We start from the raw sequence: 13,622 nt of genomic DNA, 5'->3' as shown, positions 1-13,622 counted from the left end.
CCCTGTGTGCCACCAGCACAGGGGGTCGCTCATTTCGGGGCCGGGACCGCCCTCCCCCGTATCGCCGGCCTCGGCCGACGGGGGACCCTTCTTTCCCGGCCCGGCGCTGCGTCAGCCGGCGGCCGTCACCCCCCGGCCCGCAGCACGTCGCGGAAGGGCCGTGGGCCACTTGGCCAGTACCGCCGTCGCCGCGTACCAGGCGACCGCCCCCGCGGCCACCGCGAACCAGCCGCCGACCTTGCCCAGGGAGTCGCTGTCCGCGAAGCCCGCCACGGCGAGCAGGAGCATCGAGACGCAGAGCAGCCCGTAGGTGGCCTGGTCGAGGACGCCGCCGGCCCCGAGCGCAAGGCTCAGCGCGACCAGGGCGAACAGCAGGAGGAACAGTCCGGCCGCATTGTCCGACACCTGGCTGCCGGCCCCGACGGCCCAGGTGAACCACAGGGCGCCGAGCGCCGCGAAGGCCGTACCCGTGGCGGTGTCGCGGTCGCGGAGAGCGAGCAGGCCGACGAGGAACAGGGCCACGCCGCCGACATAGTGGGCCAGTGACACGGCGTCGGCCGTCGTCACACCGTCGATCACCTTGGTGGTTCCGAGACCGAAGGCCAGCAGTGTGATGCCCAGCGCCAGCCGGCCGACGATCGAGGTGGTGCTTCCCGCAGAGACGTCGTTGTCCACGGCGGGCTCCCTTCTGTCCTGCTTGTACGGGTTGTGCGGTGACCGATATATGCCCTTCACAAAGGCACAAACACCTCTACGCGCCAGTAGATTTACGCGGCCATGCAAAGGGAACGGCCCTACCCACGGGTCATCTCACCTGGGCCAACGCCGAGTTGCGGAATGACAACGCCCGGGTTGCCGCAGCGCCCGCCGAGGGCGGCCCAAAGCTCCGCCGGGAACGGCCTGCTGAAGAAGCGTCAGGGGATGACGATCACGGGGCGCTTGGCGCGCTTGGCGAGGCGTCCGGCCACCGAGCCGAAGATCCTGCCGACTATGCCGTGCGTGGAGCCGACGACGATCGCGTCCGCCTCGTACTCCTGCCCCACTTCCTCGAGTTCGTGGCAGATGTCGCCGCCGCGCTCGACCAGGATCCACGGAACCTCGGCAAGGTGCTCCGCGCAGGCGAGTTCCAGCCCGAGCACCTCGGTGCGGTGGTCCGGGACGTCGACGAAGACCGGGGGTTCACAGCCGGCCCACACCGTGGTGGGCAGCCGATTGGCCACGTGGACGATGATCAGGCCCGAACCGGAGCGGTGGGCCATGCCGATGGCGTACGCGAGGGCGCGCTCGCTGGACGTCGAGCCGTCGAAGCCGACCACCACACCGTGTTTGAACGCGGGGTCGCAGGACGTGCGTGGTTCTTCCGCCGCCAAGGGCTCGGCCGCCGTGGGGTCGGCGACGGGGCGCTTGCGGTCCGCGGGATCGAAGAATTCTTGACCGGCCATGGGTGTCTCGGCGTTGTGATCCTCGTGGGTGGGACGACAGTGAGCAGCGGAGCTGTGTCCGGGAATCATCTTCCCAACCCCATACCCCCAAGGGTACGGCGGCACGCCTCCTTAGCCCAGATCCCGCGCACACCCCGGCTCGCTGCTCCGCTCGAACCGGGAGACCCCCTTCGCGGGGTTCCAGGGAGCATGCACGAGGGGGCACCCGTAACGCAATGGCTGCTGCCCCGTACAGGCGGTTTGCCCAGGGTTCACTCAGGAACCGGAACGGCTTCGCGCCCGGCGCACGACCTGGCGCCGTGCGCCGGGGCGCGAAGCCGTGTCCCGCGGGATCCGGCAGTGACCCGCCGGGCGGGGACGCGTTGATTCCGGTGACCCACCGCTTTAGGGAGCATGTCGTGTCCGCACCCCGCATCGTCCGGAAGCACCCCGAACCGGACAGGGCGAGCGATGTGGTCCGCTGGGCGGCCTTCTGCTGCGTCCTGGTCCCCGTGGTGCTCGTCTGGTACGGCATCTCGACGGCCGCGGCGATCAGCGCGGCGCTGGGTCTGACCGCCGTCACCTCGGCGTGTCGCGCGCTGCTGCGACAGTCGGAGCGCGGCGCGGCGCAGTTGAGGGCCGAGGAGCGCCAACCGCTCGGCGGACGGCACGGCGGGACCGGAGCGGGGGCGCACAGGGGCGGGCGTCACACTGGGGACGGCGCTCCGGTCGACTGACCGGTTTCCGCGCACGCCCCCGCTTCTTTTCAGCCAACTTCTCGACCCTGCGCATGGGAGCGTCGAACGCCCCGCCACCCCCCGTTCGACCTGCACCGAAAGGGTCCCCGAAGGCGCGCGCACCCTATGCGGATTGGCCACCGGGGCGAGGCGCACTTCCCTGCACGGCCCACGAGTGCAACGCTTCGTGATCGAATGCTTCACGCCAAGTTGCCATGTCGACAATGTGCCGGATGGTGAACTGGTCACGCCGGCACCACGGGACACAGTAGATTCGATCATGACTGTCTACGGCGGGGGACTCGTGCAGGACCGAGGGGAAACGTGCAGGAACGACACAACCGAGGAGCCGCGACCACCGAGGGGGGCTTAGCAGGATGAGCCACGACTCCACTGCCGCGCCGGATGCCGCGGCCCGGAAACTGTCCGGGCGACGGCGCAAGGAGATCGTCGCGGTGCTGCTGTTCAGCGGCGGCCCCATCTTCGAGAGTTCCATACCGCTGTCGGTGTTCGGGATTGACCGCCAGGACGCCGGAGTGCCGCGCTACCGACTGCTGGTGGCGGGTGGCGAGGAAGGCCCGCTGCGGACCACAGGGGGCCTGGAACTCACCGCACCGTACGGCCTCGAGGCGATCTCGCGGGCGGGCACCGTCGTCGTGCCGGCCTGGCGGTCGATCACCTCACCGCCGCCGGAGGAGGCGCTGGACGCACTGCGCCGCGCCCACGAGGAAGGCGCCCGCATCGTCGGGCTGTGCACCGGCGCCTTCGTCCTGGCCGCCGCCGGACTGCTGGACGGCCGCCCGGCCACCACACACTGGATGTATGCGCCGACGCTGGCCAAGCGCTATCCGTCGGTGCACGTCGATCCGCGCGAACTGTTCGTGGACGACGGCGACGTGCTGACGTCCGCCGGCACCGCTGCGGGCATCGACCTCTGCCTCCACATCGTGCGCACGGACCACGGCAACGAGGCGGCCGGCGCGCTCGCCCGGCGGCTGGTGGTCCCGCCGCGCCGCAGCGGCGGTCAGGAGCGCTACCTCGACAGGTCTTTACCCGAGGAGATCGGCGCCGACCCGCTCGCGGAGGTCGTCGCCTGGGCCCTGGAACACCTCCACGAACAGTTCGACGTGGAGACGCTCGCGGCACGCGCGTACATGAGCCGGCGGACGTTCGACCGACGCTTCCGCTCGCTCACGGGCAGCGCGCCGCTGCAGTGGCTGATCACCCAGCGGGTGCTCCAGGCACAGCGGCTGCTGGAGACCTCCGACTACTCGGTCGACGAGGTCGCCGGGCGCTGCGGATTCCGCTCGCCGGTCGCGCTGCGCGGGCACTTCCGGCGCCAGCTCGGCTCGTCGCCCGCCGCGTACCGGGCCGCGTACCGGGCACGCCGCCCGCAGAGCGACCGTCCCGGGGACTCCGACGGCACCGGAGGAACGACGTCACCGCAGGTCCCGCAGGAGGCCGCCCCGCTGCCGATGCAGACCCGCCGCACGGCGGCCGCGAGCGCGCTCGGCCCCTCCGCGTCCGTCTCCACGGACAACGGCAAGCACGTCCCGGAGCTGTACGCGGCGGGCCGGGGCGGACTGCCCGGCCAGCGCAGCGCGCACTGACACCGCGGTGCCGCCGGGCACGGGCGGGAGCCGGGAAGGCCGTACAGGCCACCGGATCCCGCTCGGCCCGCGCACGTCCTGAAAGACCTCCGGGACCGTAGGTCGTGTGACGCGTCCCACGCCGCGGCCCTGACGCCTCCCGGCGCGCCGCCGTGCCGGCCGCCTTCGGGGCGGACCGTGCGGGCCTTCCGGCCGCTCTCACGGGCTCCTGGCCGCCCCGTCGGCCCGCGGACCGGTGGGCCGACGGCGAGGACGCCCGGTTCCCGGCCCCCCGCCGGAGTGCTCGCGGCCGCATTACCGCATGCAGGAGCGGTCCGCGCGGCCCGGCAGGGCCATAAGGTGGGACACATGAACGATCGCATGGTGTGGATCGACTGCGAGATGACCGGACTCTCGCTGTCCGACGACGCGCTCATCGAGGTGGCCGCGCTGGTCACCGACTCCGAGCTGAACGTACTCGGCGAGGGGGTGGACATCGTGATCCGGCCGCCGGACGCGGCGCTGGAGACGATGCCGGAGGTGGTGCGTCAGATGCACACCTCCTCGGGACTGCTCGAGGAGCTGGCTGCCGGTACGACGCTCGCCGACGCCGAGGAGCAGGTCCTCGCGTATGTGAGGGAGCACGTCAAGGAACCAGGCAAGGCCCCGCTGTGCGGCAACTCCGTCGGCACCGACCGCGGCTTTCTGACCCGCGACATGCCGACGCTCGAGGGCTACCTCCACTACCGGATCGTGGATGTCAGCTCGATCAAGGAGCTGGCCCGCCGCTGGTACCCCCGCGCGTACTTCAACAGTCCCGAGAAGAACGGGAACCACCGGGCACTGGCCGACATCCGGGAGTCCATCGCGGAGTTGCGCTACTACCGGGAGGCGATCTTCGTGCCGCAGCCGGGTCCCGATTCGGACACGGCACGCACGATCGCGGCCCGTCATGTGCTGCCCGCCCGGTAGCGGTTCCCCTCGGCCCTGACGAGACCCTGACGGACCTCGGAGAAACGCCGGCGCGAGCACCCCTTCGGACCCTGTACACTTTTTCTCGGCCGGTGGGGGAACCACTTGAAGAACACCGGTCATGGTGGGTGTAGCTCAGATGGTAGAGCACCTGGTTGTGGTCCAGGATGTCGCGGGTTCGAGTCCCGTCACTCACCCTTCGAAGTCGGCCGGTGACCCGTGGGAGCGGGTCGCCGGCCGATCGCGTTTCCGGCCTCTTCCGCACCCCGGCCGGCGTTGCTGACGCAGAACCGGTTGCGGTCCGGGTCCCCGGGCCGCACGGAGTCGGCGTCCTCGGGACACCGGTCCCACTGTATTCGCCGCAACCCGGGCGCGACGCCCCGCTCGGCCTGCGCGCCCCGCTCGGCCGCGCAGGTGGTGTGCGGTCCGGATGCACGCGCGGGTCCCGTGGGCGAGCGTCGCGCTCGGCCCCGGCGACGGCCCGGTCTCCCGCCCCGGGGCGGTGCGGGCACCGCCCGATCGTCCTCGATCCCGTCCCACGGCACACGGCGGTGGGCTTCCACCCGGACGCCCACGGCACACCGCACGTCCGGCACGCCTGGCACGACGGATCCCATGGCCGGCACGGCCCGATCGTGCGGTCCCACCCACTCCCGGCCGCACCGCGGCGAACTCGCGCTCACGGCCGCGTCCTTGCTCAGGAGGACGCGCGCACCACCAGCTCCGTAGGCAGGACCACCTGGCGGGGGGCCGGGCCCCGCGAGACCGACGGGCCGGGGGCCGCTATCTCGTCCTGCAGCAGGTCGATCATCGCGCGGCCCATCTCCTCGATCGGCTGGCGCACACTCGTCAGGGGCGGATCCATGTGGCGGGCTATCGCCGAGTCGTCGTAGCCCACCAGGGCCACGTCGTCGGGGATGCGCCGGCCCGCCTCGCGCAGCACCTGGCGGGCACCCGCCGCCATCACGTCCGACTCCGCGAACACCGCGTCCACGTCGGGGCGGCGGGCGAGGAGTTCCGTCATGGCGCGGCGGCCGCCCTCCTCCGTGAAGTCACCGGGCAGGATCAGGCCTTCGTCCACCTCCCGCCCCGCCTCCCGCAGGGCGTCGCGGTAGCCGTCGATGCGTCGCTGCGCGCCGTAGACGTCGACGCGGCCGGTGATGGTGGCGATCTGCGCACGGCCGCGGTCGATCAGGTGCTCGACGGCCGAGCGGCCGCCGCCGTAGTTGTCGGAGTCCACCGAGGGCAGCGCCTCGTGCTCCGAGCGCGGGCCGCTGATCACGGCCGGGATGTCGAGCTGCAACAGGAGGTCGGGCAGCGGATCGTGGGCGTGCACCGAGACCAGCAGGACGCCGTCGACCCGGTGGGCCGCCAGATACTGGGCCAGTCTTCGGCGTTCACGGTCGTTGCCCGCGAAGATCAGCAGCAACTGCATCTCGGTGTCCGACAGTTCGGCACCCACCCCGCGCAGCATGTCGGAGAAGTACGGTTCGGCGAAGAAACGGGTCTCCGGCTCGGGGACGACGAGGGCGATCGCGTCCGTACGGTTGGCCGCGAGGGCGCGGGCAGCCGTGTTGGGGACGTAGCCCAGTTCCGCGACGGCCGCTTCGACGGCCGCCCGCGTCGCGTCGCTGACCCTGGGCGAGCCGTTGATCACCCGGGAGACCGTGCCCCGGCCGACACCGGCGCGTGCGGCGACCTCCTCCAGCGTCGGCCGTCGACCGTTCCGTCCCCGCCCCGCGTTGACTGCCATGGTCTCCGCCTCCCGTTCGCAGCCGCCAGGCCAGGATCGTGTTCGCGGCCGTTCGGCCAGGAATGTAACAGTCCCTGTCCTGACGCCCCCGCTCCCATCATCCTCCGCCGGCGGGCACTCCCGGCCGTGGGGCACTCGCGAGGGGCGCCACCACTGAGCGGTGGCGCCCCTCGGCCGGGTGATCAGCCGTTGTTCTGCCCGTCGACGGCGGGCAGCGCGTTCCTGCGGATCACGTCCGCGTACCAGTGGGCGCTCGCCTTGGGGATGCGGCGCTGGGTCGAGTAGTCGACGTAGACCGTGCCGAAGCGCTTCGAGTAACCGTAGGACCACTCGAAGTTGTCCAGCAGGGACCACAGGAAGTAGCCGCGGACGTCCGCCCCGTCGGCGATGGCCCTGCGCACCGCGTCCAGATGGGCGTGGAGATAGGCGATCCGCTGCGGGTCGTTCACCACGCCCTCGGGCGAGATGTAGTCGTCGAAGGCGGCACCGTTCTCCGTGACCATCAGCGGCAGTTCCGGATGCGACTTCGAGAGGTCGGTCAGCAGGGTGTGCAGCCCGCTGGGGTCGATGGCCCAGTTCATCGCCGTGAGGTTGTCGTTGGCGAGGTGGAAGGCGACGTGGTCGGAGCCGGTCCACGGCGAGTGCTCGCTCGCGCCGTGACCGTCGTTCTTGGTGGTGCCGACGCCCTCGGTCGCAAGCGAGACCACGGTCGGCGAGTAGTAGTTGACGCCGAGCACGTCGATGGGACGGGAGATCTCCGCCAGGTCGCCGTCGTGCACCAGGCTGCCCCAGTCGACGATGTGCGCGGTGTCCTCGAGCAGGTCCTCGGGATACGCACCGTCCAGGATGGGACCGGTGAAGACCCGGTTGCCGACCGCGTCGATACGGCGGGCGGCCTCGGCGTCGTCGGCGCTGTCGGTCAGCGGGCGCACCTGATGCAGGTTGAGGGTGATGGAGGTCTGCGCGGACGCGGGCAGAACCGCGCGCAGCGCCCCGATCGCCTGGCCGTGGGCCAGGTTGAGGTGATGGGCGGCGCGCAGGGTGGCCGCCGGGTCCGTCCGGCCGGGCGCATGCACACCGGAGCCGTAGCCGAGGAACGCCGAGCACCACGGCTCGTTGAGGGTCGTCCACACCCCGATCCGGTCACCGAGGGTCCGGGCCATGATGTCGGCGTACTCGGCGAAACGGTATGCGGTGTCGCGGTGCGGCCAGCCGCCCGCGTCCTCCAACTCCTGGGGCAGGTCCCAGTGGTAGAGCGTGGCGACAGGGGTGACGCCGGCCTCCAGCAGCTCGTCGGTGAGCCGGCGGTAGAAGTCCAGGCCACGCTCGACGGCGGGTCCGCGCCCGGTGGGCTGCACCCGGGACCAGGAGATGGAGAAACGGTACGCCTTGAGGCCGAGGTCCTTCATCAGCGCCACGTCGTCGCGGTAGCGGTGGTAGTGGTCGGCGGCGATGTCCCCGGTGTCCCCGTTGCGGACCCTTCCGGGGGTGTGGCTGTAGGTGTCCCAGATGGACGGGGTGCGGCCGCCCTCGGTGGCGGCACCCTCCACCTGGTAGGCGGCGGTGGCGGCGCCCCAGGTGAAGCCCTGGGGGAAGGAGGTGGCCGGAGCCGACAGGGGGGTCGCCTCGGGTCGTACTGCGGTCATCGTGAGAACGCTCCCAAAGTATCGGGTGAAAAGGCCGGACAGTGGTCCGGCGGGAGGAGGATGCGGGGCCGGGCGCGGGCCGGGCGGCCGTCCGGTGGAGCCTGCGTGCGGGGCGGGTCCCACCGGACGGCGGATGACGGGGCAGGCGCGTGGGCTGCCGGGGCGCCGGCCCGGCGTGGACGGTGTCAGCCCTTCACGGCGCCCGCCATGATGCCCCCGACGATCTGCTTGCCGAAGATCACGAACACCAGCAGCAGCGGCAGCGTGCTGATCAGGGCTCCGGCCATGACGATGCTCTGGTCGGGGGTGTAGGAGGCACTGAGCTGGCCGAGGGCCACCTGGATGGTGGGGTTCTCCTGGTTCAGGGCCAGGAAGGGCCAGAAGAAGTCGTTCCACGCCTGCACGAACGTGAGCATGCCCAGCACCATCATCGCGGGCCGGGCCACGGGCAGGACGACGTTCCAGACGATCCGGATGTTGCTCGCACCGTCCACCTTGGCCGCCTCGATGAGCTCGTACGGCAGGGCCTCCAAGAGGTACTGCCGCATGAAGAAGACGCCGAAGGCACCGACGAGGGTCGGGAAGATCACCGACTCCAGCTTTCCGCCCCATCCGATGTCCGACATCATCATGAAGAGCGGAACGACGCTGAGCTGCGGCGGAATGGTCAGCGTGGCGATGACGGCGGTCATCAGGGCGCCGCGCCCGCGAAAGCGCATCTTGGCGAAGGCGTAGCCCGCGAGGGTGCAGAAGAACAGCGTCGCCGCCGTGATGCAGCCGGACACGATGATGCTGTTGACGATGGCCTTCCCCAGGTGCGCCTGTTCCCAGGCCGACTGGAGGTTGCTCCACAGACGGCCGCCCGGCACGAGCGGCGGCGGGGTGTCGAGGACCCGCTGCTGGTCATGCGAGGCGGCCACCAGGGTCCAGTACAGGGGGAAGAGCGAGCCCAGGCCGACGATGACGAGGGCCGCGTAGGTGAGCGGGCCGCCCTTCAGCTGCTGGCCGGCGCCGAGCTTGAAACGGCTGCGGCCCGTGCCCTCGGTCCGGGGCTGTCCGGCCGGGAGGAGGGTCGGTGCGGTCTTGGTGGGACTGGTCGTGGTCATCGATTTCGCTCCCGTCAGGCCGCGCTCTTGCGCACGAACCGGCTGACGATCCAGTTGATCAGGGCGATGAGCAGCAGCAGGACGAGCATCGCCCAGGCCACGGCCGCGGCCGGACCCAGGTGCCCCAGCTTCCAGCCGTAGTTGAAGAGATAGATGCTGAGCGTCTCGTACTGGTGCTCGTTGCCACCGATCGAGCCGAGGGTTCCGCCCTGCAGCAGCAGCGGCTCACCGAAGAGCTGCATGGAACCGATGGTGGAGATGACGATCGTGAAGAGGATCGTCGGCCGCAGCGAGGGAATCGTCACCTTGCGGAACTGCTGCCACCGCGTCGCCCCGTCGATCGAGGCAGCCTCGTACAGATCGGTCGGCACGGCCTGCATGGCCGCGAGATAGATCAGCGCGTTGTAACCGGTCCACCGCCAGATCACGATGACGGAGATGGCGATCTTGGATGTCCACTCCCCGTTGCCCCAGTCGATGTTGCTGAACCCGACGAAGTGCAGCGCCCAGTTGAGCAGGCCGCCGTCGGCCCGGAAGACCAGGGCGAACACCAGGGCCGCGGTCGCCACCGAGGTGGCGTACGGGGTGAGGATCACCGTCCGCCAGAAGGTGCTGGCGCGCAGCTTGTAGTTGAGGAGATGAGCGAGGCCCAGTGCGACGAGCAGCTGCGGGACGGTCGAGATGACGCCGATCACAAAGGTGTTGGCGACGGCCGTCCAGAACTCGGAGTCCTGGAGGATCTTGGCGAAGTTGTCCCAGCCCACCCACTCGGACTGGCTGAGGCTCGTCATCTCCACCCGGTGCAGGGCGATCCAGCCGGTGTAGAGGAGCGGATAGAGCCCGAAGGCGCCGAAGATGAGGAAGAAGGGGGCGATGTACGCGTAGGGGGAGGCCAGGTCGTCGAAGCGCCAGAGCCGACTGCGCCACGATCGCCGATCGCTTCCGTTCGACGCGGCGCCGGAGCCGCCGGGCGGCGGGCTGTAGGCGCCCCGGGTGGGGGTTGTTGTTGCCACGGAGGAAGTCCTTCTCTGGGGGTTCGGCCGGGTACGGGGCCGCAGACGCGTCCAGGGTCGGGCGCCGGTCCCGACGCGCCGCGAAGCACGTCGGTTTGGGCACCGGCCCGCTGCGCGCCTGGCCTTGAAGTCCGTGCGATGCGGGACCCGGCCGCCGGATGCCCGGCCCTGTGGCTCAGGTGCCGGACCGATCGCGCTGCCGGACGTGCACCGGCGGGCGGAGGGACCACGTGGCGCGTCCGGCGCGGCACCAGGGGCCGCGCCGGCGGGCGCCGCGACGCTCTCCGCCCGTACGGAGCCGGGCACTCGGCCGGACGCGGAACGGACCCTTCCTGCCGTGGGATCCGCCGGACCGGACTTCGCGCCCGGGCCGGTGCGGGCGGCCGCGGAGCCGCCCGCACCGGCGAGCGTCAGCCGATCGCCTTGTCGATCGTCTCGGTCGCGGCCTTCCACGCGTCAGCGGGCTTGGTGCCCCGCTGCTCCATGTTGTTGATCTGCGTGGAGATCGTGTCCTTGATCACGCCGTCCTTCGGGCCGAGCACCGCCTCGGGGATGGTCTTGGCCTCCTCGGCGTAGATCTGGCCGATGGGTGCGTCGCTGAAGTAGGCGAGCTTGGCGTCCTTCACGTCGGGGAGCTCGTAGGCGCCCTGGTTCGACGGGAAGATGCCGGCCGCCTTGAACACGGCGGCCTGCTGCTCGGCGCCCGTCAGCCACTTCACCAGGTCGGTGGCCTCCTTGACGTGCTTGCCGCTCTTGGGGACGGCCAGGAACGAGCCACCCCAGTTGGCCGCGGTCGAACCGGGCGCGCGGGAGATGTCCCACTTGCCCTTGTAGGCGTCACCGGAGTTGTTGGAGATCTGGTTGGCCATCCACGCGGGGCAGGCCACGGTGGCCACGGAGCCCTTGCGCAGCGCAGCCGTCCAGGCGTCGGTGAACTGCGGCAGGCCCTGGGTCAGCTTCTTCGAGGCGGCCTCGGCGGCCAGGTTCCAGCCCTGCTGGACGGCCGGGCTGTCCTTGTAGATCGGCTTGCCCTCGGCGTCGTAGTACTGCTTGGCGTCCGAGCTGACGACCGCGTTGTACATGGCGCTCGCGGAGTCCATGAAGTAGGTCCCGGAGGGAGCCTTCTTCTTGTACTGCTCACCGAGCTTGAGGTAGTCCTCCCAGCCGCCCGCGACGGCCTTGGCGACGGCCTCGCGGTCGGTCGGCAGACCGGCCTTCTCGAAGAGGTCCTTGCGGTAGCACAGCGACATCGGACCGATGTCGGTGCCCGCACCGATGACCGCGCCGTCCTTCGTGGTGGCCTGCTTCTCCTTCCAGGACACCCAGTCGCTCACGTTGATCGACTTGCTCAGGTCGCTGAACTTGTCGGCCTGGGTGTCGACGACCTCCTTGATGCGGCCGACCTCGATGCCGGTGACGTCCGCCAGACCGCTGCCCGTGTTCAGCTGCTGAAGGAGCTTCGGGTAGTAGTCCTGCTCGTTGGCGGTGGTCTCTTCCTTCACCGTGATGTTCGGGTGGAGCTTGTGGTACTGAGCGAACAGATCGGCTTCCTTGTAACCGAACTGCCCGAAGTCGGCCACGGTGAGGGTGATCTTGCCGTCGGAGCCGGAGGCGTCCGAATCGCCGTCGTCGCTGCTGCAGCCCGTGAGCAGCAGGGCCGAGGCCGCCAGGACCGAGGTGGTCAGGACCGCCGCTCTGCGGCCGCGACCGCCGCCGGTGCCAGTTATGCGCATTCCACTACTCCTTGTTCCAGTGGGGAACGGACCTCAGGATTCGGACCGCCAGCGGTCGACGGTCCGGACCTGCCCCTCTCGGTTCGAGCAGCGGCCAGCCCACAGCACGGGCGTGCAGTGCGAAGATGCTGGTCAACGGTGTGCCATGCGAGGTAGAGGGAAAGGCCATCGGTGCTTCGGGGCCGCGCGAGACGACCCCCGGGGCTACCCGTGGGACCGCTCCCACGCGGCATGCCGGAAGACTCCTTCCTGGCGGGCCATGTGTCAAGACTTGAAAACAGCGTTGTTGCGCGAGCGTGTCCCGTACGTCACGTGAACGTGTCGCGCCGCAGGCCGTTCAATGGCGAGGTGCTCGCCGTACTGTTGGGGAATCGGCGCAGGTCACGCACGGAATGCACGCATGCAGGCGCAGGGCCGGCCTGCCCGTGGAAGCGTTCGGCGAAATTTCCGGGTCACAATGAAGCACCCCTTACAGAACGCCGGAAGGTGAACAATGAGTTCTGCCGCACAGCCGCCTGAGGCCGCCCGCGCCCGGCGCCCGACGCTGGACGCCGTGGCCGCACGCGCCGGCGTCGGCCGCGGCACTGTCTCCCGGGTGATCAACGGCTCCCCCAAGGTGAGCGCCCAGTCCAGGGCGGCGGTGGAGCAGGCGATCGCCGAACTCGGCTACGTTCCCAACCGCGCCGCCCGTTCCCTGGTCACGCGCCGTACGGACTCGGTCGCCCTGGTCGTCCCCGAGTCCGAGACCCGGCTCTTCTCCGAGCCGTACTTCTCGGCGATCATCCGGGGCGTGTCCTCCGGCCTCTCGGGCGCGGGGATGCAGTTGCTGCTGGTGCTGGTGCGCGACGAGAGCGAGCGCGCTCGGCTTGCCACATACCTGACCGAGCAGCGGGTGGACGGCGTGCTGATGGTGGCCGTGCACCGCGACGACACGCTTCCGGACCTGCTGGACGAACTGGCGATTCCGACCGTGCTGGCGGGGCGCCGCGGCCATCCGGAACCTCTGGGACACGTCCGCGCGGACAACGGAGGCGGCGCCCGGGCCGCGGTCCGGCACCTGCTGCAGGGAAACCGGCGGACCATCGCCACCATCACCGGACCGTTGGACATGGACGTCGCCCGGGCCCGTCTGGACGGCTACCGGGAGGCCCTGCAGACGGCGGGCATCACCGTCGACGAGGAGTTGATCGCGGTCGGCGACTTCACGGAGGAGGGCGGAAGGGCGGCCATGCGCGAGCTGCTGCGCCGGCGCCCCCACCTCGACGCCGTCTTCGCCGCCTCCGACGTGACGGCCTCGGGTGCCGTGCTCGAACTGCGTGCGGCGGGGCGCCGGGTGCCCGACGACGTCGCCGTCATCGGCTTCGACGACTCGATCGTGGCCCGGCACACCGATCCCCCGCTGACCAGCGTGCGCCAGCCGATCGAGGAGATGGGCCGCACCATGGCGCGCCTCCTGCTGGAGGAGATCGCCCAGCGGGGCAAGGGCCACCGGGAGGTCGTCCTGCCGACGGAACTGGTGGTCCGGAAGTCCGCCTGAGCGGCGCCGTCCACTCGGCGGGCCCCGAGACGGGACCCGACCGCAGCGCGGCACCGATGGCGGACGCCCGCCCCGCACGGACTTTCCGCCGCGCACCCCCTTCCGTATGGGAGCG

Annotated in this window: 11 protein-coding genes and 1 tRNA gene; 5 read left to right on the top strand and 7 right to left on the bottom strand. The window is 70.7% G+C overall.

Annotated elements, in window-relative coordinates; genetic code table 11:
- Positions 1-111: 111 nt before the first annotated feature.
- Together RCR19_RS23345 and RCR19_RS23340 are read right to left on the bottom strand one after the other, a co-directional pair.
- Entirely contained in the window at positions 112-675 is a 564-nt protein-coding gene (locus RCR19_RS23345) for a GPR1/FUN34/YaaH family transporter (RefSeq protein ID WP_331266890.1), read from the bottom strand.
- A gap of 239 nt (positions 676-914) precedes the next feature.
- The gene (locus tag RCR19_RS23340; protein ID WP_331266889.1) at positions 915-1,442 is read right to left on the bottom strand and encodes a universal stress protein; all 528 of its coding nucleotides are present in this window, start codon (positions 1,440-1,442) and stop codon (positions 915-917) included.
- Between the two features lie 398 nt (positions 1,443-1,840).
- Between RCR19_RS23340 and RCR19_RS23335 the strand changes: the two genes are divergently transcribed.
- From RCR19_RS23335 to RCR19_RS23320, 4 genes are all read left to right on the top strand, one after another.
- Entirely contained in the window at positions 1,841-2,158 is a 318-nt protein-coding gene (locus RCR19_RS23335) for a hypothetical protein (RefSeq protein ID WP_331266888.1), read from the top strand.
- Positions 2,159-2,535: 377 nt separating this feature from the next.
- The gene (locus tag RCR19_RS23330) at positions 2,536-3,768 is read left to right on the top strand and encodes a helix-turn-helix domain-containing protein (RefSeq protein ID WP_331266887.1); all 1,233 of its coding nucleotides are present in this window, start codon (positions 2,536-2,538) and stop codon (positions 3,766-3,768) included.
- 348 nt (positions 3,769-4,116) lie between these two features.
- Positions 4,117-4,719: an oligoribonuclease gene (gene orn / locus RCR19_RS23325; protein WP_059127663.1), complete on the top strand. Its 603-nt coding sequence runs from the start codon at positions 4,117-4,119 to the stop codon at positions 4,717-4,719.
- 124 nt (positions 4,720-4,843) lie between these two features.
- Positions 4,844-4,916, top strand: a tRNA-His gene (locus RCR19_RS23320).
- A 500-nt stretch (positions 4,917-5,416) separates the two neighbouring features.
- On the opposite strand, the gene RCR19_RS23315 is transcribed toward RCR19_RS23320, so the two are convergent.
- The 5 genes from RCR19_RS23315 to RCR19_RS23295 all read right to left on the bottom strand — a co-directional run bounded on the left by RCR19_RS23315 (position 5,417) and on the right by RCR19_RS23295 (position 11,970).
- On the bottom strand, positions 5,417-6,472 hold the full coding sequence (locus tag RCR19_RS23315; RefSeq protein ID WP_331266886.1) for a LacI family DNA-binding transcriptional regulator: 1,056 nt from the start codon (positions 6,470-6,472) through the stop codon (positions 5,417-5,419).
- A 182-nt stretch (positions 6,473-6,654) separates the two neighbouring features.
- Positions 6,655-8,118 carry a GH1 family beta-glucosidase gene (locus RCR19_RS23310; protein ID WP_331266885.1) on the bottom strand — a complete coding sequence of 488 codons (1,464 nt, stop codon included), beginning with the start codon at positions 8,116-8,118 and terminating at the stop codon, positions 6,655-6,657.
- 185 nt (positions 8,119-8,303) lie between these two features.
- Positions 8,304-9,224 carry a carbohydrate ABC transporter permease gene (locus RCR19_RS23305; protein WP_059127667.1) on the bottom strand — a complete coding sequence of 307 codons (921 nt, stop codon included), beginning with the start codon at positions 9,222-9,224 and terminating at the stop codon, positions 8,304-8,306.
- Positions 9,225-9,238: 14 nt separating this feature from the next.
- Positions 9,239-10,237: a sugar ABC transporter permease gene (locus RCR19_RS23300; RefSeq protein ID WP_059127668.1), complete on the bottom strand. Its 999-nt coding sequence runs from the start codon at positions 10,235-10,237 to the stop codon at positions 9,239-9,241.
- A gap of 410 nt (positions 10,238-10,647) precedes the next feature.
- Positions 10,648-11,970 (bottom strand): extracellular solute-binding protein, encoded by a 1,323-nt coding sequence (locus tag RCR19_RS23295; protein ID WP_331266884.1) that lies wholly within the window; start codon positions 11,968-11,970, stop codon positions 10,648-10,650.
- Positions 11,971-12,463: 493 nt separating this feature from the next.
- On the opposite strand from RCR19_RS23295, the gene RCR19_RS23290 reads away from it, so the two are divergent.
- The gene (locus RCR19_RS23290; protein ID WP_331266883.1) at positions 12,464-13,507 is read left to right on the top strand and encodes a LacI family DNA-binding transcriptional regulator; all 1,044 of its coding nucleotides are present in this window, start codon (positions 12,464-12,466) and stop codon (positions 13,505-13,507) included.
- The last annotated feature ends 115 nt before the right edge of the window (positions 13,508-13,622 follow it).

The sequence above is a fragment of the Streptomyces sp. WAC07094 genome, from assembly GCF_036320405.1.
GTDB lineage: Bacteria > Actinomycetota > Actinomycetes > Streptomycetales > Streptomycetaceae > Streptomyces > Streptomyces lannensis.
The sequence above is the reverse complement of the archived record's forward strand: the minus strand, read 5'-3'. Positions and strand labels throughout refer to the sequence as shown.